A 21022-nucleotide genomic window follows, 5' to 3' on the forward strand; every position below is an offset into this window, starting at 1 on the left:
CCCTGATGAACTGCCTGCTCCACGGCATGGAAGGCGACGCCGCCGGCGTCGTGCACCTGGGCAACACCCTCGGCAGCGCCGGCGCCGCCCTGCCCAAGAGCACCGTCATCCTCAGCAACCCGCCCTTCGGCACCGCCAAGGGCGGCGGCGGCCCCACCCGCGACGACTTCACCCACACCACCAGCAACAAGCAGCTCGCCTTCCTCCAGCACATCTACCGGCACCTGCGCGACGACGGCCGCGCCGCCGTGGTGCTGCCCGACAACGTGCTCTTCGAATCCGGCGTCGGCACCGACATCCGCCGCGCCCTGATGGACAAATGCCGGCTCCACACCATCCTGCGCCTGCCCACCGGCATCTTCTACGCCCAGGGCGTCAAGACCAACGTGCTCTTCTTCGACAAGGCGAGCGACAACGCCGAAGGCGCCACCCGGGAAGTGTGGGTGTATGACCTGCGCGCCAACATGCCCCGCTTCGGCAAGCGCACCCCCCTCACCCACGCCCACTTCGCCGACTTCGAAGCCGCCTACCGCGCCACGCCCCGCATCGACCGGGGCGAGCAGGGCCGCTTCCGCCGCTTCACCCGCGAATGGATCCGCGAACGGGGCGACAGCCTCGACATCGCCTGGCTGAAGGACGACAGCGCCGAAGACGCCGCCGACCTGCCCGAACCCGCCGTGCTGGCCCAGGAAGCCGCGAGCGAACTGGAAGCCGCCCTGGCCGAACTGCAGGCGCTGATGAAGGAACTGGGTGAAGGGGTGGCGGAATGAGCGGGCTGCCGCAAGGTTGGGCTGCCATATCGCTTGGAGTCATTGCAGATTTCGAGATGGGGCAGGCGCCACCAGGAAGCAGTTGTAATCGTGCAGGAATCGGCACTGTCTTCGTAAAAGCGGGCGAGTTCGGGAATAGGCTACCGATCATCAGGGAATGGACTACCGACCCGAAGAAGTATGCTCAGAAGAACGACGTACTAATTTGCGTCGTCGGCGCTACCGCAGGAAAGCTCAACCTTGGTATGGATTGCTCTATTGGTCGGAGTGTTGCCGCCATCCGCCCTCGTGAAGAAGTGCTTCAACGAACAATCTATTTTCAACTACTACCACAGGTGGAGAGGCTTAGAGCGAGCACTACCGGTTCCGCGCAGGGTGTGATCAACAAGGAAATGCTTGCAGCGATTCCCTTTTGGCTGCCGCCCCTCCCCGAACAAAAGCGCATCGCCGACAAGCTCGACAGCGTGCTGGCGCGGGTGGATGCCTGCCGCGAACGCCTCGACGGCATCCCGACCCTGCTCAAACGCTTCCGCCAATCCATTCTGGCTGAGGCTACTTCCGGAAGATTGACCGCCGATTGGCGAGGCGGTCGTTGCGCGGAGCAAGCTGGGAGGAGGCGAGAGGCAGCGACACCAACCTCAGGTGCTGGATTGTCGCCGTCTGTCCCAGAAGGCTGGACGTTCGAACGAGCTGAATCCGTTTGCGCGAAGGTTCAGAGTGGCGGAACGCCGAAGGAGGGGTTTTCCGATGTGGGAGTACCCTTCCTAAAGGTTTACAACCTTGTCGACCAGAGGGTTGCCTTCGAATACAGAGCCCAATACATCGCGCCAGAACTGCACCGCGGGTCAATGTCGAAGTCGCGAGTCTTGCCTGGGGATGTTCTGATGAATATCGTCGGTCCTCCGCTTGGCAAAGTCGCGGTTGTGCCGCACACCCACGCGGAGTGGAACATCAACCAAGCAATAACGCTTTTTAGGCCGAGCAATCGGATTACGACAGAATGGCTCTATTACGTCCTCTGCCTTGGCGCGAACATCGCCAAAATCGTTCATGAAACGAAAGGCTCAGCTGGACAAGTGAATATTTCGCTGTCCCAGTGTAGGGATTTTGTTTTTCCCGTCCCCCCTCTCCCCGAACAACACGAAATCGTCCGCCGCGTCGAGACCCTGTTCGCTTTCGCCGACCGCCTCGAAGCCCGCTGCACGGCGGCCCGCAAGCAGGTGGGGCAGCTCACCCCGGCCCTGCTCGCCAAGGCCTTCCGGGGCGAGCTGGTGCCCCAGGACCCGAACGACGAGCCCGCCGCCGAGCTGCTCAAGCGCCTCGCCGCCAGCCGTGGCGACGCCCCCCGGGCCCGACGCGGCCGGCGCTCGCCGGCACCCGACGCCGCCTGAGCCGACACCGGCGGCGGGTGTCACCCACCCGCCGTCGCCGCCCCGCCCTGCGAAGCCGGACTGCGCACACCCGGGCTCGACAGGCCGCTCGTCGAGGCCGGGTGACGATCACCCCCGGTGGGCCTGAAATCCGATCGACGTGGATCGATTTCGAGGCGACGCCGACTGAAAATCAATCGACCGAGGGTTCCGCTTACCCCCAGACCGCCTCATTTTCAGGCGACGCCGACTAAAAATGAGGCACTGCCGCCTAAAGTTTACGCAACGGCGGGTTCCGCTTACCCTCGACTGCCTGATGCTTAGGCAGCACTGCCCAACAATGAGGCAACGCTGCCTGATTTTCAGGCAATCGAGGGTCGCGACCACCCTCCGTCGCCTGAAAATGAGGCGACCGAGGCTGCCGGCGACCCCTCTGCCCGATGGGCGGGGGGCATGCCGGGGGGCGCGCCGGGTGCTCAGGTGGGGCGACGGCGGCGGAGCAGGGCCAGGCCCGTGAGCGCGAGCGCCAGGGACGCCGGCTCCGGCACATCGAGGATCACCCCGTAGCCGATGGCCAGGTTGGAGCCATCGGTATCCAGCAGCCCGATGGGCAGGCCGGCGGCGTCCAGCGGGGTGGCCCGGAAGATGGGCTCGAAGGTGGTGCTGCCGGCAATCGCGTAGTCGAGCGCGAAGCCGCCCGGCGCGTCGTAGGATTCGCCCAGCGTGACGAACACGTTGGTCTCCGGGAAGCGATTCACCTCGTAGCGCACGCCGGCCACCTTGGCCCCCAGCGGGCTCGCCGCGGCCCCCAGGCCGGTGCTGCCGAACCAGCCGTAGCGCAGCGTCACGTCGGTATCCCGATCCGCGTGGTAGAAGGCGTAGTTCCACTCCTCCCCCTTGGGGGCGTCGATGGTGACCACCGCAAACTGGTCCGCCACCCGCTGGGCGCCGTACTCGGTGAGCAGGGCCAGCAGATCGAAGGCCTCGTTCCACCAGCTGGACGTGCCGTTGCGGGTGTTCTGGCGGGTCTCCTCCACCTTGCGCAAGTACTCGCCCTGGGGCATGGCGAAGGCCGACGCCGACAGCACGCCGACCAGACCGCCGAGCACCAGACTGCGCACACTGCTTCCGATAGTCATCTGAAACCTCCCTTCGTTGTCGCCACCGGGCGCGGTGGCAGGTACGGCGCCCGCCCCCCGTGGGGTGCAGGCGCCGCCGGATGCCGGCCCCCTGGGCGTGGCAACCGCCGCGCGCCCCAGGCCGGTGCAGGCACTTTAGGCAGCCAGGGGTTCCAGACCGGTTACATGGCCGGCCTTGATGCACAATGCGGGCTGCACCGATCTTCTTGCCGCCCCTTCCGCCCCCGCCCCGCCATGCCCGCCCTGCCCCGCAGCATTGCCCACCTGGACATGGACGCCTTCTTCGCGTCGGTGGAGCTGCTGCACTACCCGCAGCTGCGCGGGCAGGCGGTGGTGGTGGGCGGGCGGCGGGCCACGGTGGCGGGCGACGCCTTCCCGCGGCTGGCCAGCTACGTGGGGCGGGGCGTCATCACCACCGCCACCTACGAGGCCCGGGCCCTGGGCGTGCATTCGGGCATGGGCTTGATGAAGGCCGCCCAGCTGGCGCCGGAGGCCATCCTGCTGCCGGCCAACTTCGAGGCCTACCGGGATTACTCGCGGCGCTTCAAGGCCGCCGTGCGCGCCCTGGCGCCCCAGGTGGAGGACCGGGGCATCGACGAGATCTACATCGACCTCACCCCCCTCAACCCCGACGGCAGCGTGGCGGGCGCCCGCCAGCTCGCCGTGCAGCTCCAGCAGGCGGTGCGCGACGCCACCGGGCTGAGTTGCTCCCTGGGCGTGGCGCCCAACAAGCTGCTGGCCAAGCTGTGCTCCGATCTGGACAAGCCCGCCGGGATCGCCGTGGTCACCGCCGCCGACCTGCCCGCGCGCATCTGGCCCCTGCCCGCCAAGCGCATCAACGGCATCGGCCCCAAGGCCGCCGCGCGGCTGGAAGAACTGGGCATCGTCACCATCGGCGAGCTGGCCGGCGCCGACCCGGCCTGGCTGCAGGATCGCTTTGGCGAGCGCTACGGGGTGTGGCTCCATCGCGCCGCGCGGGGCGAGGACGAACGCCCGGTGGTCACCGAGAGCGAGCCCAAGAGCCTCTCCCGCGAGACCACCTTCGAGCGCGATCTTCACCCCAGGGGCGACCGGCCCGAGCTATCCACCCGCTTCACCCGCCTGTGCGAGCAGCTCGCCGACGACCTCGCCCGCAAGGGCTACGTGGGCAAAACAGTGGGCCTCAAGCTGCGCTTCGACAACTTCCACACCGTCACCCGCGACCGGACCCTGCCCCTGCCGGTGGGCGACGCGGCGGCGATCCGCCGGGCGGCGGGGGAATGCCTCAAGCGCGTGCCACTCACCCGGCGCATCCGCCTGCTGGGGGTGAAGGTAAGCAGCCTGATCCGCCGCGACGAGCTGCGCCCCGACGCCGACACCCCGCCGGTGCAGGCCGAACTATTTGACTGAGCCCGCCGCGCCACCCACTATGCCGACGCAGCCTGTCGAAACCACAACAACGACCCGTCTTACCGGAGATCGCAGCATGTCCCAGCCGAACCTCGAAACCGCCCTGCCCGCCGCCGTCGAACCCTGGCGCCAGAACGTGCGCGGCGAACACGACGCGCTGCTGCGCGGCCCCCGCCCCGACTGGTGGTGGACCGGCCTCGCCCCGGCCGACTGCCCGGGCCGCCGGCCGGACGGCCGCTTCACCGCGCTGCCCGCCCCCAACCTGGCCACCTGTAGCCGGGCCGAGGTGCTGGCCGCCTTCGACAACGGCTGGACGCTCACCGAGATCCTCTTCGCCGCCCTGCAGGGCGAGGAAGCCTTCTACCGCCCGCCCTACCACCACCTGCGCCACCCGATGATCTTCTACTACTGTCATCCGGCGGCGCTCTACATCAACAAGCTGCGGGTGGCCGGGCTGATCCCGGCGCCCCTCAACCCCTACTTCGAGCGCATCTTCGAGACCGGCGTGGACGAGATGCGCTGGGACGACATGTCCAAGAACGAGATGCTGTGGCCCAGCTTTGCCGAGGCCCACACCTATCGCCAGCAGGTCTACACCACCGTCCGCCAGCTCATCGAGACCCACCCCGACCTCGCCGACGGCCACGCGCCCATCGGCATGGGCCACCCCCTTTGGGCGCTGTTCATGGGCTTCGACCACGAGCGCATCCACCTCGAAACCTCGTCGGTGCTGATCCGCGAGCTGCCCGTCGCCCTCCTCGCCCGCCCCGCCCAGTGGCCGGCGCTGCACGAGAGCGCCGGCACCGAGACCGGCTTTCCGCCCAAGGCCGGGCAGGATTACCCCACGCCGCGCCTCATCGACATCGCCGCCAGCGCCGTGCGCCTGGGCAAGCCCACGGACTGGCCCAGCTTTGGCTGGGACAACGAATACGGCGAGCGCCGCGTGGGCGTGCAGGCCTTCCAGGTGGAAGACCAGCTGGTGAGCAACGGCGCCTTCCTCGAGTTCATCCAATCCGGCGGCTACCTGGAGCCCCGCTGGTGGACCGAAGCCGGCTGGGCCTGGCGCGGCTTCCGCAACAGCAAGTGGCCGTGCTTCTGGGTGCCCGACGGCCCCGCCGGCCTGCACCGCTACCGCCTGCGCACCCTGTTCGAGACCATCCCCATGCCCTGGAACTGGCCCGCCGAGGTCAACGCCCACGAGGCGATGGCCTACTGCGCCTGGCGCAGCCACCGGGACGGCACGCCATGCCGCCTGCCCACCGAGGCCGAGCACCACGCCCTGCGCGACGCCGCCTGGGCCGACACCGACCCGGCCTTCCGCGCGGATGGCGCCACCCTGGGCCACGACGCCGGCTGGAACCTCCAGCTCGCCTGCGGCTCCCCCTGGCCGGTGGACGCCGGCAAGCCCGCCGCCAGCGGGGTGCGCGACGTGTTCGGCAACCTGTGGCAGTGGATCGGCGACGACTTCAACCCACTGCCCGGCAGCAAGGTGCACCCCTACTACGACGACTTCTCCACCCCCTGCTACGACGGCCAGCACCAGATGATGCTGGGCGGCTCGTGGGTGTCGTGCGGCGACGAAGCCAGCGTGTGGGCGCGCTTCCACTTCCGCCCGCACTTCTTCCAGCACGCCGGCTTCCGGGTGGTGCGGGCCGAGCACGACGGCGGCGCGGTCAAACTCTCCGCCGCCGACGCCGGCCGGCAGGTGTACGAAGACGCCCGCATCGTGGACGAATACATGCTCCTCCACCACGGCGCCCCGGCCACCCAGATGCCCTGGCCCGGCGGCCCCCAGTGCGCCACCGCCTTCCCCCAGCGCTGCGCCCACTGGCTGCTGGAAGGCGCCGACCGCTACGGCAGCGGCACCGCCCGGGCGCTGGACATCGGCTGCGCGGTGGGTGGCGCCAGCTTCGAGCTGGCCCGGGGCTTCGGGTCGGTGCTGGGCGTCGATCTCTCCCGCGCCTTCATCGACGCCGCCGAGCAGCTCCAGAAGACCGGCAGCCGCGACTACTTCCGCCGCGACGAGGGCGACCTGGGCGAAACCGTCGCCGCCCGCATCGACCCCGCCATCGACCGCAGCCGGGCGAGCTTCCGTCAGGCCGACGCCTGCTCGCTGCCCGCCGAGCTGGCCGACTTCGACGCCGTGCTGCTGGCCAACCTGCTGTGCCGCCTGCCCAGCCCCAGGTCGCTCCTGGGCCGGCTGGGCGGCCCGCGCGGGCTGGTCAAGGTGGGCGGCCTCGTCGCCCTGTTCTCGCCCTACTCGTGGCTGGAGCAATTCACCCCCCGCGAGGCGTGGCTGGGCGGCTACAGCCGCGACGGCGCCGCCATCAAGAGCGCCGACGCCCTCAAGGCCCTCCTGCGGGACGAAGGCTTCGTGCTGCGCCGCGAGGAGGAGGTGCCCCTGGTGATCCGCGAACACCGCCGCAAATACCAGTTCATCGTCACCCACGGGATGCTCTGGCAGCGGGAAAGCTAGGCGGACGTCGGGAGTGGCCGGCAGGGGCGACTGAGGTCGCCCCACCGCCCCCCTACGCAATCCGACGTATTTCCCGCCACCGGCCGTGCCCCTAAGCTGGGGGCTCCCCTCAAGGAGTCCCCAGATGAACCGCGAAGAAGTCACCGACCTGATCGTCACCCGCAAGATCGAAAAGAAGCTGACCTGGGCCCAACTGGCCGAGGTGGTGGGCCACAGCAAGGAATGGAGCACCGCCGCGCTGCTGGGCCAGATGACCCTGACCGAGGCCGAGGCGAAGGCCGTGGGCGCGGTGCTGGAGCTGCCGGACGAGGCGATCACCCAGCTGCAGGTGGTGCCCTACAAGGGCTCGCTGCCCACCGCGGTGCCCACCGACCCGCTGATCTACCGCTTCTACGAACTCATCAACGTGTACGGCACCACCTTCAAGGCGCTGATCCACGAGGAGTTCGGCGACGGCATCATGAGCGCCATCGACTTCAACATGGATCTCACCCGCGAGCCCGACCCCAAGGGCGACCGGGTGCGCATCGTCATGAGCGGCAAGTTCCTGCCCTACAAGACCTACTGAACGACCGAGTGAACGCACGAAGCCCCGGCCTGCCGCAGCGCGGGCCGGGGCTTCGGTGCGCCAAGCCGGCGCTCAGGCGCGCAGCAGGGCCTTCACCAGCCGCTCGGAAAGCTGGTCTTCGGTGAATTGCGGCTCGTTGGGCGGGTAGAGCGAGTTCTCCTCGATCTCGAAGCCTTCGGCCAGGGCCAGGGCGCGCAGCTCCTTGATCTTCTGGCAGGCCTTGAGTTGGGCGCCCAGTTCGGCGTTGGCGCGGGCTTTGTCGGAAAAGGCTTTGATGGGTGCGACGGACATGCTGACTCCTAAAGGGTTGCGAGCGCCGGCACGCACGGGCGCGGACTCAGGCCGGGTAGTCGAGGCATTCCACCTCCCCGTTGGCGTCGTGGATGAGCGCCTGCGCGAGCCGGCCATCGGCGTGGTAGCGGTACTCGTGACACACCTCGATCTCGCCATAGACGACCTTCTCGCAGCGCACCAGCCGCCCTTCGGCGTCGAAGCCGCCGCGGTAGAAGGTGTTGCGGTTGCGCATGTCGTCGCCGGTCAGCTCGCCGACCAGCTTGAGGGGCAGGCGCACGCCGCTGTAGCTCGTGAAGTAACGGGTGGTGGTGGCGGTGGCCGTCATGGTGGGATGGGCAATGTCGGGTTGTAGACAAAAACCCCGGAAATCGCGGGGGCGTGGAGCCTCGCAGCAATTTCGGTGCCATCGCCGGCGGGGCGGCCCTCAGCCCAGCCCGTACTTGCGCACCTTGTCGTGGAGGGTGGTCTTGGCCACGGCCAGGGCTTCGGCGGCGCGGGCGAGGCTGCCGTGGCGGCGCAGGGCGTCGGCGATGAGGGCGCGCTCGAAGGCTTCGACGGTCTCGGCGAGCGGCTGGGGGCCGTCCGGGCGGGCCTCGCCGAAGGGCGGCGAGCCGCCTTCGATGCCCAGCACGCAGCGGTCGGCCACGTTGCGCAGCTCGCGCACGTTGCCGGGCCAGGGGTAGCCCATCAGCTGCTGGACGCGCCCGGCCGGCGTGTCGGGCACCGGGCGGTTGTGGCGGGCCGCGGCCTGGAGCAGGAAGTGCTCGAAGAGCAGCGGGATGTCCTCGCGCCGCTCCCGCAGCGGCGGCAGCTTGATGGTGGCGACGCTGAGGCGGTAGTACAGGTCGTTGCGAAAGCCGCCTTGGGCCGACAGCGCCAGCAGGTCGCACTTGGTGGCGGCGATCACCCGGCAGTCGATGGGAATCGAGGTGTTGGACCCGAGACGCTCCAGGGTGCGCTCCTGCAGCACCCGCAGGAGCTTGATCTGCATGGCCACCGGCATGGTCTCGATCTCGTCGAGGAACAGGGTGCCGCCGCTGGCGTGCTCGATTTTGCCGATGCGGCGCTTGGCGGCGCCGGTGTAGGCGCCGGCCTCGTGGCCGAAGATCTCGCTGTCGAACAGGGTTTCGGGCAGGCCGCCGCAGTTGATGGCGACGAAGTTGCCCTTGCGGCGGGCGCTGGCCTCGTGGAGGCAGCGGGCCACCAGCTCCTTGCCGGTGCCGGTTTCGCCGTGGATCAGCACGTCGGCGGCGCTGTCGGCGAGGCCGGCGATCATCGCGCGCACCTTCTCCATCCCCGGGCCGCGGCCGATCAGCCGGCCTTCGAGCTGATCGCGCTGCTCGAGCTGGTGGCGAAGCGTGCGCACCTCCATCACCAGCCGGCGTTTCTCGAGCGCGCGGCGCACCACGTCCACCAGGTATTCGGGTGCGAAGGGTTTCTGGATGAAGTCGTAGGCGCCGTCCTTCATGGCCTGCACGGCCATGGTCACGTCGCCGTGGCCGGTAATCATCACCACCGGGAGTTGTGGATCAAGCGCGAGCAGCTCGCGCAGGAAGGCCATGCCGTCCAGCCCCGGCAGGCGGATGTCGCTCACCACCACGCCGGGGAAATCCCGCCCCACGCGCCGCCGCGCGGCTTCGGCGCTGCCGGCGCATTCGGCGGCGATGCCTTCGAGCTGCAGCGCCTGCTCGCAGCCCAGGGCCACGTCCGGGTCGTCCTCGACGATGAGGACCTTGGGGGTGTCAGTCATGGCGGGCGGTCTCGTGGGAGAGGGGGATGTCGAGGGTGAACACGGCGCCGCCTTCCGGGTGGTTGGCCCCGGTGAGCGTGCCGCCGAAGTCGCGCACGATGCCGGCGGAGATGGTGAGCCCGAGGCCCAGCCCGGCGCCGGCCGATTTGGTGGTGAAGAAGGGTTCGAAGAGGTGGGCCAGCGCCTCGTCGGCGAGGCCCGGGCCGTGGTCGCGCACCGACAGGCGCACCCGGTCGCCGGCCACCGCAAAATCCAGCTCGATGCAGGGGGCGGGGCTGCCGTCCATGGCGTCGAGGGCGTTGCCGATCAGGTTGACCAGCACCTGCTCCAGCCGGTTGGCGTCGCACAGGGCGAAGGGTTCGGGCTGCGGGCAGTGGCGGCGCACGTCGGCGCGGCTCTGGCGCAGGCGCTGTTCGAGCAGCGCGAGGGCGTTGTCGATGGCGCGGCACAGGGCCACCGGCTGGGCCTGGCCGCTGGACTTGCGGGCGAAGGCGCGCAGCTGGCCGGTGATGTTGCCCATGCGGTCTACCAGGTGGCCGATGCGTTCGAGGTTGGAGCGGGCGGTGTCGGTGTCGCCCCGCTCCAGAAAGCGCGCGGCGTTGCCGGATAGCGTGCGCAGCGCCGCCAGGGGCTGGTTGAGTTCGTGGGCGATGCCGGTGGCGAGCTGGCCGATCACCGCCAGCTTGCCGGCCTGCACCAGCTCGTCCTGGGCGGCGCGCAGGGTGCGCTCGGCGGCGGTGCGCTCGGCCACCTCGCCCTGGAGCTGCAGGTTGGCGGCGGAGAGGTCGGCGGTGCGCTCGGCCACCTTGCGTTCGAGTTCGTCGTGGGCCTTCTGCAGGGCGGCGCGGGCGGCAAGCTTGGCCTTCAGGTGGCGGCGGCGCTCGTCGAGCATCATGCCCAGCATGAAGAGGAAGGCCGCGCCCACCACCGCCAGCGCGGTGCGGCTCTGGACCATGTCGTCCACCTGCTCCAGGTGCGACAGCACGGTGAGCGTCCACGGCGTGCCGGGCAGCGGGCGCGATTGGGCCAGGAAGCGCCCGGCCACCGGATACACCGACACCGGCTCGGGCGAGGCGCGGGCGATGCGCACCAGCCGCGCGCCGTGGTCGAGTTCGGCAAGCTCCTGCAGGCCCAGGGGCTTGAGGGCGCGGCGGTTGTACTGGAGGGTCTGGTCGAAGGCGCTGCGGGTGGCGTCGTCCAGGGGGCGCAGGGTGGTGAACTTCCAGTCGGCCACCGAGCCAAGGATCACCACGCCGTTCTCGTCGCTCACCATGGCCGGGGCTTCGACGGTGCTCCAGGTCTTCTCCAGCTGGTCGAGGCTGACCTTGATGACCGCCACGCCCAGGGTGCGGCTGTCGTCCACCAGCGTCGAGGCGAGGTAGTAGCCGGGCTCGCCGCGGGTGGTGCCGATGCCGAAGAAGCGCCCGCTGCCGGTGGCCATGGCGTCGCGGAAATACGGGCGGAAGGACAGGTCCTCGCCCAGAAAGCTGTCGGCCCGGCGCCAGTTGCTGGTGGCCATGACGTGGCCCCTGGCGTCGATCACGTAGATCGACAGGGTGCCGGCGCGCTCGTTGAGCTGCTCGAGATAGGCATTGACCTGGGGCGCGAGGCGGGCGCCGTCGGGCTGGCGCAGGAGGTCGAGCACGTCGCGCTCCAGCCCCAGGGTGCCGGGCAGGAAGGCGTACTTGCCGATCTCCCGTTCCAGGCTGGCGGAGTACAGGTCGAGCCGGTGCAGCCCGGTGGCCTGCAGCTCGGCCAGCCCCAGCTGTTCGGCGAGCCGATGGGCCACGAAGCCGGTCAGGCTCATCAGGGCCAGCATCAGCAGGAAGATCGGCAGGCTGTGCAGGAAGCGGCGGGACATGGCGTTAAATGCGGGTGGTTGATCCTATGGTAGCAGCGGCGCCGTCTGCGCTCAGAGCAGGTCGTGGAGCTGCTTGACGATCAACACCGCCACCACCAGCAGGAAGGCCTTGCGGATGAAGCCCGCGCCGTGGCGCAGGGCCAGATGGGTGCCGAGCTGGGCGCCGGCAAGGTTGCACACCGCCATCGTGAGCCCCACCGCCCACAGGATCGGCCCGTGGCTGGCGAAGAAGGCGATGGCCGACAGGTTGGTGGCGCTGTTGATGACCTTGGCGCTGGCCGAAGCGCGCACGAAGTCCATCCCGAAGAGGCGCACGAAACCGAAGATCAGGAAGCTGCCGGTGCCCGGCCCGAAGAAGCCGTCGTAGAGCCCGATCGCGAGCCCGAACAGCGCGCCGCGCCAGGCGTCGCCGGGGCGCGGTTCGTGGGTCTCGGTCTGGCCGAGGTCCTTGCGCAGGAAGGTGTAGATCGCCACCGCCAGCATCATCGCCACCACCAGCGGGCGCATCGCCTCGCGGGACAGCCACGCCACCACCGCCGCGCCAAGCCACGCGCCCACCAGTGCGGCAGCGGTGGCCGGCAGCACCAGCCGCCAGGGAATGCGCACCGCGCGGGCATAGCGCCACAGGGCCGCGCCGGTGCCGGCGATGCTCGACACCTTGTTGGTGCCGAAGAGGGTGGGGATGGCCGTCTGGGGGAAGGACGACAGCAGCACCGGGATCTGGATGAGCCCGCCGCCGCCCACCACGGCATCGACCATGCCGGCGAAGAAGGCTGCGGGAGCGAGGATGAACCAGTCGATGGTCATGGCGCGACGAACCCTTGGAAAGGAAAAAAAGCCCGGCGCATGATACGCCGGGCAAAGTTGACGGGACGGCTGGGGAGGCCGCCCTCATCAGGGAGGATCGTTGGCTGGGTGGGTGGGGAATGGGAAGTGGGTCGCGCTACGCGTGATGGGTCAAAGCCCCACTCCCTGCTCCCCAATACCCACTCCCCACTACCGATCAGGCCAGGGCCGGCACGCTGTCGTCGCCTTCCACCGGCAGGGCCTCTTCGGCGTTGGCGAGGGCCGGGTCCACCGGGTCGATGGCGCCTTCCCACTTGGCCACCACGGCGGTGGCGATGGCGTTACCGAGCACGTTGGTGACGGTGCGGCCCATGTCGAGGAAGTGGTCGATGCCCAGCACCAGCAGCAGGCCGGCTTCCGGCAGGCCGAACATCGGCAGCACGGCAGCCACCACCACCAGCGAGGCGCGGGGCACGCCGGCGATGCCCTTGCTGGAGATCATCAGCACCAGCAGCATGGTGATCTGGGCGCCCAGGCTGAGGGGGATGTCGTAGGCCTGGGCCACGAACAGCGCGGCGAAGGTGGTGTAGATCATCGAGCCGTCCAGGTTGAAGGAGTAGCCCAGGGGCAGCACGAAGCTGGTGACGCGGCTCCGGATGCCGAACTTCTCGAGCTGCTCCATCAGCTTGGGGTACACCGACTCGCTGCTGGCGGTGGAGAAGCCCACCAGCATCGGGCCGCGCACCAGCTTGAGCAGGCGGAACACGTCCTTGCCCAGCACCAGATAGCCGGCGCCGATGAGCACGCACCACAGGGCGGCCAGCGCCACGTAGAAGCTCACCAGCAGCTTGCCGAACACCAGCAGCATGCCCAGGCCCTGGGTGGTGATGGCGCCGGCCACCGCGCCGAACACGCCCACCGGGGCAAAGCGCATCACGTAGTCGGTGACCTTCAGCATCACGTGCACCACCTCCTCCATCGTCAGCACCAGGCTGCGGGCGGTCTGGTTGTGGAGGTGCCCCAGGGCCAGCCCGAAGAACACCGAGAACACCAGGATCTGCAGGATCTCGTTGGTGGCCATCGCCTCGAAGATGTTCTTCGGGAAGACGTGGGTGATGAAATCCTTCAGGTTCAGGGCGCCGGTCTTGAGGTTGGTGGCGGCGCCCACGTCCGGCAGCGGCACGCCCAGGTGGGCGCCCGGCTGGAGCAGGTTGGCGAACACCAGCCCGAGCAGCAGCGAGCAGAACGACGCGCCGACGAACCAGCCCAGGGCCTTGGCGCCGATGCGCCCGACGGTCTTGGAGTCACCCATCCCGGCCAGCCCCGCCACCAGGGTGGCAAACACCAGCGGGGCGATGATCATCTTGATGAGGCGCAGGAAGATGTCGGTGAGGATGCCGAAGTAGCCGGCGATCTCCTTGGCCTGGGCGGGGCTTCCGGCAAGCAGGTTGCAGGCGTAGCCGACGATGACGCCGAGCAGCAGGGCGATGCCGATCAGGGTCGTGAGGCGATTCATTTTCATGATGGGGTCCTCGGGGTGGGGTGGGGTCAGGCGGCGCGGGCGGGCGCGGTGGGGGGAATGGCGGGCGCGACGGGGATGGCCTGGGGCCGGGTGAGCACCTCGGGGCGCAGCACTTCGGCCAGCTGGGCGGCGCTCATCAGGCCGCGCTCCAGCACGATCTCGGCCACACCGCGGCCGCTGGCGTGGGCCGCCGCGGCGATCTCGGTGGCGTTGGCGTAGCCGATGTAGGGGTTGAGGGCGGTGACGATGCCGATGGAGCGCTCGACGCTTTCGCGCAGGGCGTCGCGGTTGGCGGTGATGCCCTCCACGCAGTGGCTGGCCAGCGCGCGGCAGGCGTTGGTGAGGTGGAGCACGCTCTTGAACAGGCTGTGGGCGATGATCGGCTCGAAGGCGTTGAGCTGGAGCTGGCCGGCCTCGGCGGCGAAGGTGACGGTCATGTCGTTGCCGATCACCTCGAAGGCCACCTGATTGACCACCTCCGGGATCACCGGATTGACCTTGCCCGGCATGATCGACGAACCCGCCTGACGCGGCGGCAGGTTGATCTCGCCCAGGCCCGCGCGGGGGCCGGAGGACAAGAGGCGCAGGTCGTTGCACACCTTGGAGAGCTTGACCGCCACGCGCTTGAGCACGCCCGAGAGCTGCACGAAGCTGCCGCAATCCTGGGTGGCCTCGACGAGGTTGGGCGCGGTGACCACCGGAATGCCGCTGATCTCGGCGAGCTTGCGGCGCACCAGCGGGGCGTAGTCGGGGTGGGCGTTGATGCCGGTGCCGATGGCGGTGGCGCCCAGGTTGATCTCGCGGATCAAGAGCGCGGCTTCCTGCAGGCGGGCCTCGTCCTCGCCCAGCATCACGGCGTAGGTGGAGAACTCCTGACCGAGGGTCATGGGCACGGCGTCCTGCAACTGGGTGCGACCCATCTTGAGCACGTCGGCGAACTCCGCCGCCTTCTTCTCGAAGGCCCCCCGCAGCCCGGCCATGGCGTCCACCAGCCGGAAGATGCCCACGTAGGTGGCCAGCTTGAGGGCGGTGGGATACACGTCGTTGGTCGATTGACTCATGTTGACGTGCTCGTTGGGGTGAAGCCGGGCGTAGTCGCCGCGGGCGTGACCGAGCAGCTCCAGCGCCCGGTTGGCGATCACCTCGTTGGCGTTCATGTTGGTGGAGGTGCCGGCGCCGCCCTGGATCACATCCACCACGAAGTGCTCGTGCAGCCGCCCGGCGATCACCTCGCGGCAGGCGGCGTCGATGGCCTCTGCCCGGGTGGAGTCGAGCAGGCCCAGCTGCTGGTTGGCCCGGGCGGCCGCCTGCTTGATCTGGGCCAGGGCGCGGATCAGGTCGGGGTAGACGGCGATCGCGATGCCGGTGATGTCGAAGTTCTCGCGGGCCCGCAGGGTGTGCACGCCGAAGTAGGCGTGGGCGGGCACCTCGCGGTCGCCAAGCAGGTCGTGCTCGATGCGGAAGCTGGGGGTGGTCATGGGGGCGTTGTCTCCGGTGTTATGGGTCGCGCCGCTGCGGGCGCCCTGCCCATTCCATTGCACGCCCCGTGCCAGCCCCCGGGCAGCGGCAAACCCCTGATCGGATTTGGTTTTTTCCGCCGCGGCAGAAGGCCGCGGACGGTTTTCCGGATACGCGCCGGAAAAGCCGTCCGGAAATCCGAACGACTGGCGCGAAGGCCGGCCGCAGCCGCCCCTACGGCGGGCCCGGCCTCCCCAAACAAAAACGGCAGCAGCGCATCGCGCGCCGCTGCCGTCGTCTGGCGCCGTTCAGCTCACTCTTCGAGCAGGCTGCGCAGCATCCAGGCGGTCTTCTCGTGGACTTCCAGCCGCTGGGTGAGGAGGTCGGCGGTGGGCTGGTCGTTGGCCTTGTCCACCAGCGGGAACAGGCCCCGCGCGGTGCGGGCGGTGGCCTCCTGGGCGGCCACCAGCAGGCGCACCATCTCCAGCGCGGCGGGCACGCCCTCCGGCTCGTCGATGGAGGTAAGCGCGGCGAACAGCTTGCCGGTGCCCGGCGCCGGGTGGCCCAGGGCGCGGATGCGCTCGGCGATCACGTCCAGCGCGTTCCACTGCTCGGTGTACTGGGCCATGAACATCTGGTGCAGGGTGTTGAACATCGGCCCCTTCACGTTCCAGTGGAAGTTGTGGGTCATCAGGTAGAGGTTGAAGCTGTCGGCCAGCAGGCGCGACAGGCCGGCGGCAATCTCGGCCCGGTCTTCGGCGGCGATCCCGATGTCCATGACGGGGCCGGCGGTCTTGGCGGTGTTCTTTTTCATGCGTATCTCCTGAGTGGTCGTTCGCGGTCGATGGGGAGAGTATCGGCCCGGCCGGCCGGCGCGTCCAATTGCGATATTCGCTGGCGGCGATTGGAAAAACCAATCGTCCGGCGGGCCACCGGCGACGGGCGGCCTCAAGCCAGCGCCGTGTCGAGGAACATCATCACCGCGAAGCCGGCCATCAGGCCCAGGGTGGCGCTGGTCTGGTGGCCGTTGCGGTGGGTTTCGGGGATCACCTCGTGGGACACCACGAAGATCATCGCCCCGGCGGCCAGGCCCAGCCCGATGGGGTAGGCCAGCGCCAGCCCGCCGGCAATGCCGGCGCCGAACAGCGCCCCCAGCGGCTCCATCAGGCCCGACGCGCCCGCCATCAGCACCGCCGGCCAGGGCCGCACCCCGGCGGCCCGCAGGGCCATCGCCACGGCCAGCCCCTCGGGGATGTCCTGGACGGCGATGGCGCCGGTGAGGGGCAGGCCCACCCCCATGTCGCCCTGGGCGAAGCTCACCCCGATGGCCATGCCCTCGGGCAGGTTGTGCAGGGTGATCGCCAGCACGAACAGCCACACCTTGCCCACCCGGTCGCAGCCCGGGCCGCAGGGGCCGGTGCTCTCGTGCGCGTGGGGGGTGAAGCGGTCGAGGCCCAGCATCAGCAGCACGCCCAGGGCCATCCCGGCGGTCACCGTGAGCGCCCCCATCGCGCCGCTGCCGGTCATCTCCTTGGCCGCCGCCAGGCCGGGCAGGATCAGCGAGAAGGCGCTGGCGGCCAGCATCATGCCCGCCGCAAAGCCCAGCAGGCTGTCCTCGGCGCGGGCCGACAGCTTGCGCAAGGCGACGCCTGTCAGCGCCCCCAGGGCCGTGGCGCCAAAGCCGGCCAGCCCGCCCAGCAGCGCCAGCCGCAGGGGCTCGCCGCCGCCCGCGATGCCGTCGCGCACGCCGCTCGCCAGCAGCAGGGCCACCGCCGCCAGCGACAGCAGCAGGCCGCCGGTCATCCACGGATGCCGGCGGGCCTGGATGCGCCAGGCGTCCCGCCAGGCCAGCCCGGCCATCTCGCCACCGGCCAGGGCGAGGCCGGCCGCGGGGGGGTTGTCGTTCATCGCGTCTCCCTGCCTGCAGGCGGTTCAGCCGACGAGATGCCGGGCCATCTCGACCAGCCACAGGGCCGCCCCGATGGCCACCACGCCGGCACCGAAGGCGAAGCGGGCGCGATGATCGTGGGCGCTGGCGTGGGCCGCGTGGCGTGCAAAGCGGATCGTGGTCATGGCGTTGCCTCCTGGGTTCCGATGCCTGCATTCTTGCCGCTGGCGCCCGTCGAGTCCAATTGCCAATATTCCTGCTGGCGATAGGGTTGCTTGATCGGCCCGCGCCGGCCGAATCGCAAGATGCGGAGTGCAGGCGCCGCCGCGCCGGTCTAAAGTTGCGCCACCCACGCCGGAGCCCCCATGAAACCCGCCACCGCCGCCCTCGTCGCCGACCTGTGCCGCCGCATCGACGCCGCCGACAGCCCGCCCCGCCTGGCCGATCTGGCCGGGCACGCCGGCCTCACCCCCCACCACCTGCAGCGGGTGTTCAAGGCCGTCACCGGGCTCAGCCCCCGAGCCTGGTTCGACGCCAGCCGCGCCCGCCGCCTGCAGGCCGGGCTGGCCGCCAGCCCCAGCGTCACGGATGCGCTCCTCGACGCCGGCTACCCTGCCCCCAGCCGCTTCTACGCCCAGGCCGACGCCGTGCTGGGCATGACGCCCACCGTCTGGCGCAAGGGCGGCGCCGGCACCGACATCCGCTTCGGGGTGGGCCACTGCAGCCTCGGCGCGATCCTTGTTGCCGCCACGCCCCGCGGCCTGTGCGCCATCGCCCTGGGGGACGACCCGGCCCGGCTGGCGGCCGACCTGGAGGCGCGCTTCCCCCGCGCCCGGCTGATCCCCGGCGACGCCGATTTCGAGCGGTGGATGGCGCGGGCGATCGGCTTCGTGGAAAGCCCGCGCATCGGCCTCGACCTGCCGCTCGACCTCGCCGGCACCGCCTTCCAGCTGCGGGTGTGGCAGGCCCTGCGGGCCATCCCGCCGGGCAGCACCCTCAGCTACACCCAGCTCGCCGAACGCCTGGGCCTGCCGAAAGCCGTGCGCGCGGTGGCCGGCGCCTGCGCCGCCAACCCCCTGGCGGTGGCCATCCCCTGCCACCGGGTGGTGCGCGTGGACGGCGGCCTCGCCGGCTACCGCTGGGGCCTCGACCGCAAGCGCGCCCTCCTCGACCGGGAGGCCGAATCATGAGCACGCCGGACCTCTTCGACCACCTCGCCGCCCCCGCCGACATCCCCATCGACCCCGGCGCCCTGCTCCTGCCCGGCTTCGCGCTGGCCCACGCCCCGGCCCTCCTCGCCGCCATCGACGCCATCGCCACCGCCGCCCCCTTCCGCCACATGGTCACCCCCGGCGGCTTCGCCATGTCGGTGGCGACGACCAGCTGCGGCGCGCTCGGCTGGATCACCGACCGCCGCGGCTACCGCTACGCCAGCGCCGACCCCGACACCCACCGCCCGTGGCCCGCCATGCCGCCGCTGCTGCAACGCCTCGCCTTTGACGCCGCCGCCCGCGCCGGCTTTGCGGGCTTCACCCCGGACGCCTGCCTCATCAACCGCTACGCCCCCGGCGCCCGGATGGCCCTGCACCAGGACAAGGACGAACACGACTTCACCCAGCCCATCGTCTCCGTCTCCCTCGGCCTGCCGGCCACCTTCCTGTGGGGCGGCGACGCCCGCAGCGACAAGGCCCGGCGCATCCCGCTCCGGCACGGCGACGTCTTCGTGTGGGGCGGCCCGGCGCGGCTGCGCTTTCACGGCATCGCGCCCCTGAAGGACGGCGAGCACCCCGCCACCGGCGCCTGCCGCATCAACCTCACCTTCCGCAAGGCGGGCTGACCCCGTGGCTCCCCCGCCACACCGCCCCCGCCTGCAAGATTTCATTGCAACCCGCCCCCGCCCCGCGCCCCCCGCCAGCGTCTGCTATAACAAAAACGAACAAGCCGCGCCCAGATCGGGTATTCCGACGCCCGGCGAAGGGCCGCGGCAACGCAAGCCACCCTCGTCAGAGAGCGCCCGCGGCAACCGCTCCGGGCGACGCCCCACCGCACGAGGAGCACCCGCCATGACCCGCAACCCCCTGCGCGCCGCCGCCATCGGCATCGGCCTTGCGCTGTTTGCCGCCGCCCCCGCCACCCAGGCCGCCGTGGATCTGCCGCAAGTCAACGCCGCCGCCAACTGGCAAGCCAGCCTGGACGGCGTCACCTGGTACTCGTCGGCCGTCTACAGCGGCTACCCCAACCCCATCACCGCGCCGGACGGCCACAGCGGCGAAGCCGTCGAACCCCGCCTGATGTGGTTCTGGGGTGAAGAGGGCTACACCGGCACCCCCACCGGCGCCAACGGCCCCAGCCACGTGTACTTCCGCACCACCTTCCTGCCCCTCGCCGTGGGCTGGCCGGCCTGGCTGTGGGTCGCCTCGGACGACCGGCTGACCATCAAGATCGACAACCAGCCGCTGCAAATCCTCCTCGACCCGGCCAGCAACCGCTACGGCGACACCTACGTGCTCACCGAGAACCAGGACGCCAAGGGCCAGCCCATCGCCCGCCAGACCGCCGACTTCTCCGCCCTCCTCATGGCCGGCGGCCCGCTCACCGTCGAGATCGAAGCCTGGGACAGCGGCGGCTACGAATGGCTGTTCGTGGACGGCTACCGCCACACCGCCGCCGCCCCCGCCTTCGTCGCCCCGGTATCGGAACCCCCGCTGGCGCTGCTTGGCGCCGCCGGGCTCGCCGCCCTCCTCGGGCTGCGCCGCCGCGTGCGCTGAACCGCCCGCCCATGCAGCTGCCCGCCGACTTCCGCCCCGCCGACCTCCTCGCCTTCCACGGCCGGGACAGCCGGCAGGTGGCGGAGCGGGTCGCCGGCAGCCGCATCGAGAAGGGCATCGTCTGGCACGGCCACCCGGCCCGCCTCACCCTCGATCTGCACCCGGGCCGGGCCGAAGTCAATCTCGATGTCGACGGCCCCGCGCCCGAGCCCGCGGAAGTCGCCGCCCTCGCCCGCCACCTGCTCGGCACAGGCCAGCCCGTCGCCCAGCTCACCGCCGCCCACCGGCACCACCCCCAGCTCGGCCCCCTCCTCGCCCGCCTCCCCGGCCTGCGCGTGCCCCAGGCCGCCACGCCCTTCGAAGCCCTCAGCTGGGCCGTCACCGGCCAGCAGATCAGCCTCGCCGCCGCCGTCGGCATCCGCCGCCGGCTGATCGAAACGACCAACGAGGTGGCCGGCACGCGCCATTCCAGCGGCCTCGCCTGCTACCCCGACGCCGCCACCCTCGCCCGCCTCGACGAACCCACACTGCGCGCCGCCGGCTACTCCACCGCCAAGGCCGCCACCCTCCTCCACGTCGCCCGCCGCACCGCCGACGGCCACCTGCCCCTCGACCACTGGCTGCACACCCACACCCCCGCCGACGAAATCCGCGCCGCCCTCGCCCAGCACCGCGGCATCGGCCCCTGGACCATCGACTACACCCTGCTCCGCGGCTTCGCCCGGATGGACGGATCGCTCCACGGCGACGCCGCCGTCCGCCGCAAGCTCCAGGCCCTCCTCGGCCACGACACCCCGCCCACCCACAGGGAAACTCAAGCCTGGCTCGCCCAGTTCGCCCCCTGGCGCGCGCTGGTGGCCGCGCTGCTGTGGGCAAGCTGAAAGGCGCCCGCCCGTAGGTCGGGTTAGCCCAGCGGGCGTAACCCGACACCACCACACCACGCCACCCCACCCGGACAGGGCGTAGGTCGGGTTAGCCCTCCG

General features: G+C 70.4%; 20 protein-coding genes. 9 read left to right on the plus strand and 11 right to left on the minus strand.

Going from position 1 to position 21022, the window contains the following annotated elements:
* On the plus strand, nt 1-770 hold a 770-nt coding region (locus ACE3N6_RS15905; RefSeq protein WP_374246764.1), incomplete at its 5' end, for an N-6 DNA methylase.
* Complete coding sequence (locus ACE3N6_RS15910) at nt 767-2161, plus strand: restriction endonuclease subunit S (protein WP_374246765.1); 1395 nt, start codon at nt 767-769, stop codon at nt 2159-2161. The genes ACE3N6_RS15905 and ACE3N6_RS15910, both read left to right, overlap by 4 nt.
* Before the next feature lie 455 nt (nt 2162-2616).
* Here the strand turns inward: ACE3N6_RS15910 and ACE3N6_RS15915 are convergent, their stop codons facing one another.
* A complete protein-coding gene (locus ACE3N6_RS15915) occupies nt 2617-3279 on the minus strand; it encodes a hypothetical protein (RefSeq protein WP_374246766.1) in 663 nt (220 codons plus the stop codon).
* 234 nt (nt 3280-3513) lie between these two features.
* Between ACE3N6_RS15915 and dinB the strand changes: the two genes are divergently transcribed.
* From dinB to cynS, 3 genes are all read left to right on the plus strand, one after another.
* Complete coding sequence (dinB, locus tag ACE3N6_RS15920) at nt 3514-4668, plus strand: DNA polymerase IV (RefSeq protein WP_374246767.1); 1155 nt, start codon at nt 3514-3516, stop codon at nt 4666-4668.
* 76 nt (nt 4669-4744) lie between these two features.
* Nucleotides 4745-7144 carry a 5-histidylcysteine sulfoxide synthase gene (ovoA, locus tag ACE3N6_RS15925; protein ID WP_374246768.1) on the plus strand — a complete coding sequence of 800 codons (2400 nt, stop codon included), beginning with the start codon at nt 4745-4747 and terminating at the stop codon, nt 7142-7144.
* Between the two features lie 124 nt (nt 7145-7268).
* Nucleotides 7269-7712 carry a cyanase gene (cynS, locus tag ACE3N6_RS15930; RefSeq protein ID WP_374246769.1) on the plus strand — a complete coding sequence of 148 codons (444 nt, stop codon included), beginning with the start codon at nt 7269-7271 and terminating at the stop codon, nt 7710-7712.
* A 72-nt stretch (nt 7713-7784) separates the two neighbouring features.
* On the opposite strand, the gene ACE3N6_RS15935 is transcribed toward cynS, so the two are convergent.
* From ACE3N6_RS15935 to ACE3N6_RS15980, 10 genes are all read right to left on the minus strand, one after another.
* The gene (locus ACE3N6_RS15935) at nt 7785-8003 is read right to left on the minus strand and encodes a Nif11-like leader peptide family natural product precursor (RefSeq protein ID WP_374246770.1); all 219 of its coding nucleotides are present in this window, start codon (nt 8001-8003) and stop codon (nt 7785-7787) included.
* A gap of 46 nt (nt 8004-8049) precedes the next feature.
* The gene (locus ACE3N6_RS15940) at nt 8050-8331 is read right to left on the minus strand and encodes a DUF6156 family protein (protein ID WP_374246771.1); all 282 of its coding nucleotides are present in this window, start codon (nt 8329-8331) and stop codon (nt 8050-8052) included.
* A gap of 99 nt (nt 8332-8430) precedes the next feature.
* Entirely contained in the window at nt 8431-9756 is a 1326-nt protein-coding gene (locus ACE3N6_RS15945) for a sigma-54-dependent transcriptional regulator (RefSeq protein ID WP_374246772.1), read from the minus strand.
* Nucleotides 9749-11617, minus strand: coding sequence for an ATP-binding protein (locus ACE3N6_RS15950; RefSeq protein WP_374246773.1), 1869 nt, complete (start codon nt 11615-11617; stop codon nt 9749-9751). The genes ACE3N6_RS15945 and ACE3N6_RS15950 overlap by 8 nt, the downstream gene beginning before the upstream one ends.
* 51 nt (nt 11618-11668) lie before the next feature.
* Entirely contained in the window at nt 11669-12424 is a 756-nt protein-coding gene (locus ACE3N6_RS15955; protein ID WP_374246774.1) for a sulfite exporter TauE/SafE family protein, read from the minus strand.
* A 196-nt stretch (nt 12425-12620) separates the two neighbouring features.
* Complete coding sequence (locus ACE3N6_RS15960; protein WP_374246776.1) at nt 12621-13925, minus strand: dicarboxylate/amino acid:cation symporter; 1305 nt, start codon at nt 13923-13925, stop codon at nt 12621-12623.
* A 26-nt stretch (nt 13926-13951) separates the two neighbouring features.
* The gene (gene aspA / locus ACE3N6_RS15965; protein WP_374246777.1) at nt 13952-15403 is read right to left on the minus strand and encodes an aspartate ammonia-lyase; all 1452 of its coding nucleotides are present in this window, start codon (nt 15401-15403) and stop codon (nt 13952-13954) included.
* A gap of 293 nt (nt 15404-15696) precedes the next feature.
* Complete coding sequence (locus ACE3N6_RS15970) at nt 15697-16197, minus strand: Dps family protein (RefSeq protein ID WP_374246778.1); 501 nt, start codon at nt 16195-16197, stop codon at nt 15697-15699.
* A gap of 134 nt (nt 16198-16331) precedes the next feature.
* Complete coding sequence (locus tag ACE3N6_RS15975; protein ID WP_374246779.1) at nt 16332-17291, minus strand: ZIP family metal transporter; 960 nt, start codon at nt 17289-17291, stop codon at nt 16332-16334.
* 24 nt (nt 17292-17315) lie between these two features.
* Nucleotides 17316-17456 carry a hypothetical protein gene (locus tag ACE3N6_RS15980; protein WP_374246780.1) on the minus strand — a complete coding sequence of 47 codons (141 nt, stop codon included), beginning with the start codon at nt 17454-17456 and terminating at the stop codon, nt 17316-17318.
* Between the two features lie 180 nt (nt 17457-17636).
* Here ACE3N6_RS15980 and ACE3N6_RS15985 point away from each other — a divergent pair, with 180 nt between their 5' ends.
* The 4 genes from ACE3N6_RS15985 (at nt 17637) to ACE3N6_RS16000 (ending at nt 20920) form a co-directional block, all read left to right on the plus strand.
* Entirely contained in the window at nt 17637-18461 is an 825-nt protein-coding gene (locus ACE3N6_RS15985) for a methylated-DNA--[protein]-cysteine S-methyltransferase (RefSeq protein WP_374246781.1), read from the plus strand.
* Entirely contained in the window at nt 18458-19108 is a 651-nt protein-coding gene (alkB, locus tag ACE3N6_RS15990) for a DNA oxidative demethylase AlkB (RefSeq protein ID WP_374246782.1), read from the plus strand. Before ACE3N6_RS15985 ends, alkB begins: the two co-directional genes overlap by 4 nt.
* A gap of 226 nt (nt 19109-19334) precedes the next feature.
* Entirely contained in the window at nt 19335-20039 is a 705-nt protein-coding gene (locus tag ACE3N6_RS15995) for a hypothetical protein (RefSeq protein ID WP_374246783.1), read from the plus strand.
* 11 nt (nt 20040-20050) lie between these two features.
* Nucleotides 20051-20920, plus strand: a complete 870-nt coding sequence (locus ACE3N6_RS16000; protein WP_374246784.1) for a DNA-3-methyladenine glycosylase — start codon at nt 20051-20053, stop codon at nt 20918-20920.
* Nucleotides 20921-21022: the final 102 nt, after the last annotated feature.

The organism is Zoogloea sp. (genome assembly GCF_041904905.1).
Taxonomy (GTDB): Bacteria; Pseudomonadota; Gammaproteobacteria; order Burkholderiales; family Rhodocyclaceae; genus Zoogloea.

What these genes read in the sequence shown, in the direction of transcription:
- ACE3N6_RS16000 (WP_374246784.1), top strand. Translation starts at nt 20,051, where the DNA reads ATGCAGCTGCCCGCCGACTTCCGCCCCGCCGACCTCCTCGCCTTCCAC.
- ACE3N6_RS15955 (WP_374246774.1), bottom strand. Translation starts at nt 12,424, where the DNA reads ATGACCATCGACTGGTTCATCCTCGCTCCCGCAGCCTTCTTCGCCGGC.
- ACE3N6_RS15950 (WP_374246773.1), bottom strand. Translation starts at nt 11,617, where the DNA reads ATGTCCCGCCGCTTCCTGCACAGCCTGCCGATCTTCCTGCTGATGCTG.
- ACE3N6_RS15970 (WP_374246778.1), bottom strand. Translation starts at nt 16,197, where the DNA reads ATGAAAAAGAACACCGCCAAGACCGCCGGCCCCGTCATGGACATCGGG.
- cynS (WP_374246769.1), top strand. Translation starts at nt 7,269, where the DNA reads ATGAACCGCGAAGAAGTCACCGACCTGATCGTCACCCGCAAGATCGAA.
- ACE3N6_RS15945 (WP_374246772.1), bottom strand. Translation starts at nt 9,756, where the DNA reads ATGACTGACACCCCCAAGGTCCTCATCGTCGAGGACGACCCGGACGTG.
- ACE3N6_RS15935 (WP_374246770.1), bottom strand. Translation starts at nt 8,003, where the DNA reads ATGTCCGTCGCACCCATCAAAGCCTTTTCCGACAAAGCCCGCGCCAAC.
- ACE3N6_RS15960 (WP_374246776.1), bottom strand. Translation starts at nt 13,925, where the DNA reads ATGAAAATGAATCGCCTCACGACCCTGATCGGCATCGCCCTGCTGCTC.
- ACE3N6_RS15915 (WP_374246766.1), bottom strand. Translation starts at nt 3,279, where the DNA reads ATGACTATCGGAAGCAGTGTGCGCAGTCTGGTGCTCGGCGGTCTGGTC.
- ACE3N6_RS15940 (WP_374246771.1), bottom strand. Translation starts at nt 8,331, where the DNA reads ATGACGGCCACCGCCACCACCACCCGTTACTTCACGAGCTACAGCGGC.
- ACE3N6_RS15975 (WP_374246779.1), bottom strand. Translation starts at nt 17,291, where the DNA reads ATGAACGACAACCCCCCCGCGGCCGGCCTCGCCCTGGCCGGTGGCGAG.
- aspA (WP_374246777.1), bottom strand. Translation starts at nt 15,403, where the DNA reads ATGACCACCCCCAGCTTCCGCATCGAGCACGACCTGCTTGGCGACCGC.
- ovoA (WP_374246768.1), top strand. Translation starts at nt 4,745, where the DNA reads ATGTCCCAGCCGAACCTCGAAACCGCCCTGCCCGCCGCCGTCGAACCC.
- dinB (WP_374246767.1), top strand. Translation starts at nt 3,514, where the DNA reads ATGCCCGCCCTGCCCCGCAGCATTGCCCACCTGGACATGGACGCCTTC.
- ACE3N6_RS15980 (WP_374246780.1), bottom strand. Translation starts at nt 17,456, where the DNA reads ATGACCACGATCCGCTTTGCACGCCACGCGGCCCACGCCAGCGCCCAC.
- ACE3N6_RS15985 (WP_374246781.1), top strand. Translation starts at nt 17,637, where the DNA reads ATGAAACCCGCCACCGCCGCCCTCGTCGCCGACCTGTGCCGCCGCATC.
- ACE3N6_RS15995 (WP_374246783.1), top strand. Translation starts at nt 19,335, where the DNA reads ATGACCCGCAACCCCCTGCGCGCCGCCGCCATCGGCATCGGCCTTGCG.
- alkB (WP_374246782.1), top strand. Translation starts at nt 18,458, where the DNA reads ATGAGCACGCCGGACCTCTTCGACCACCTCGCCGCCCCCGCCGACATC.
- ACE3N6_RS15910 (WP_374246765.1), top strand. Translation starts at nt 767, where the DNA reads ATGAGCGGGCTGCCGCAAGGTTGGGCTGCCATATCGCTTGGAGTCATT.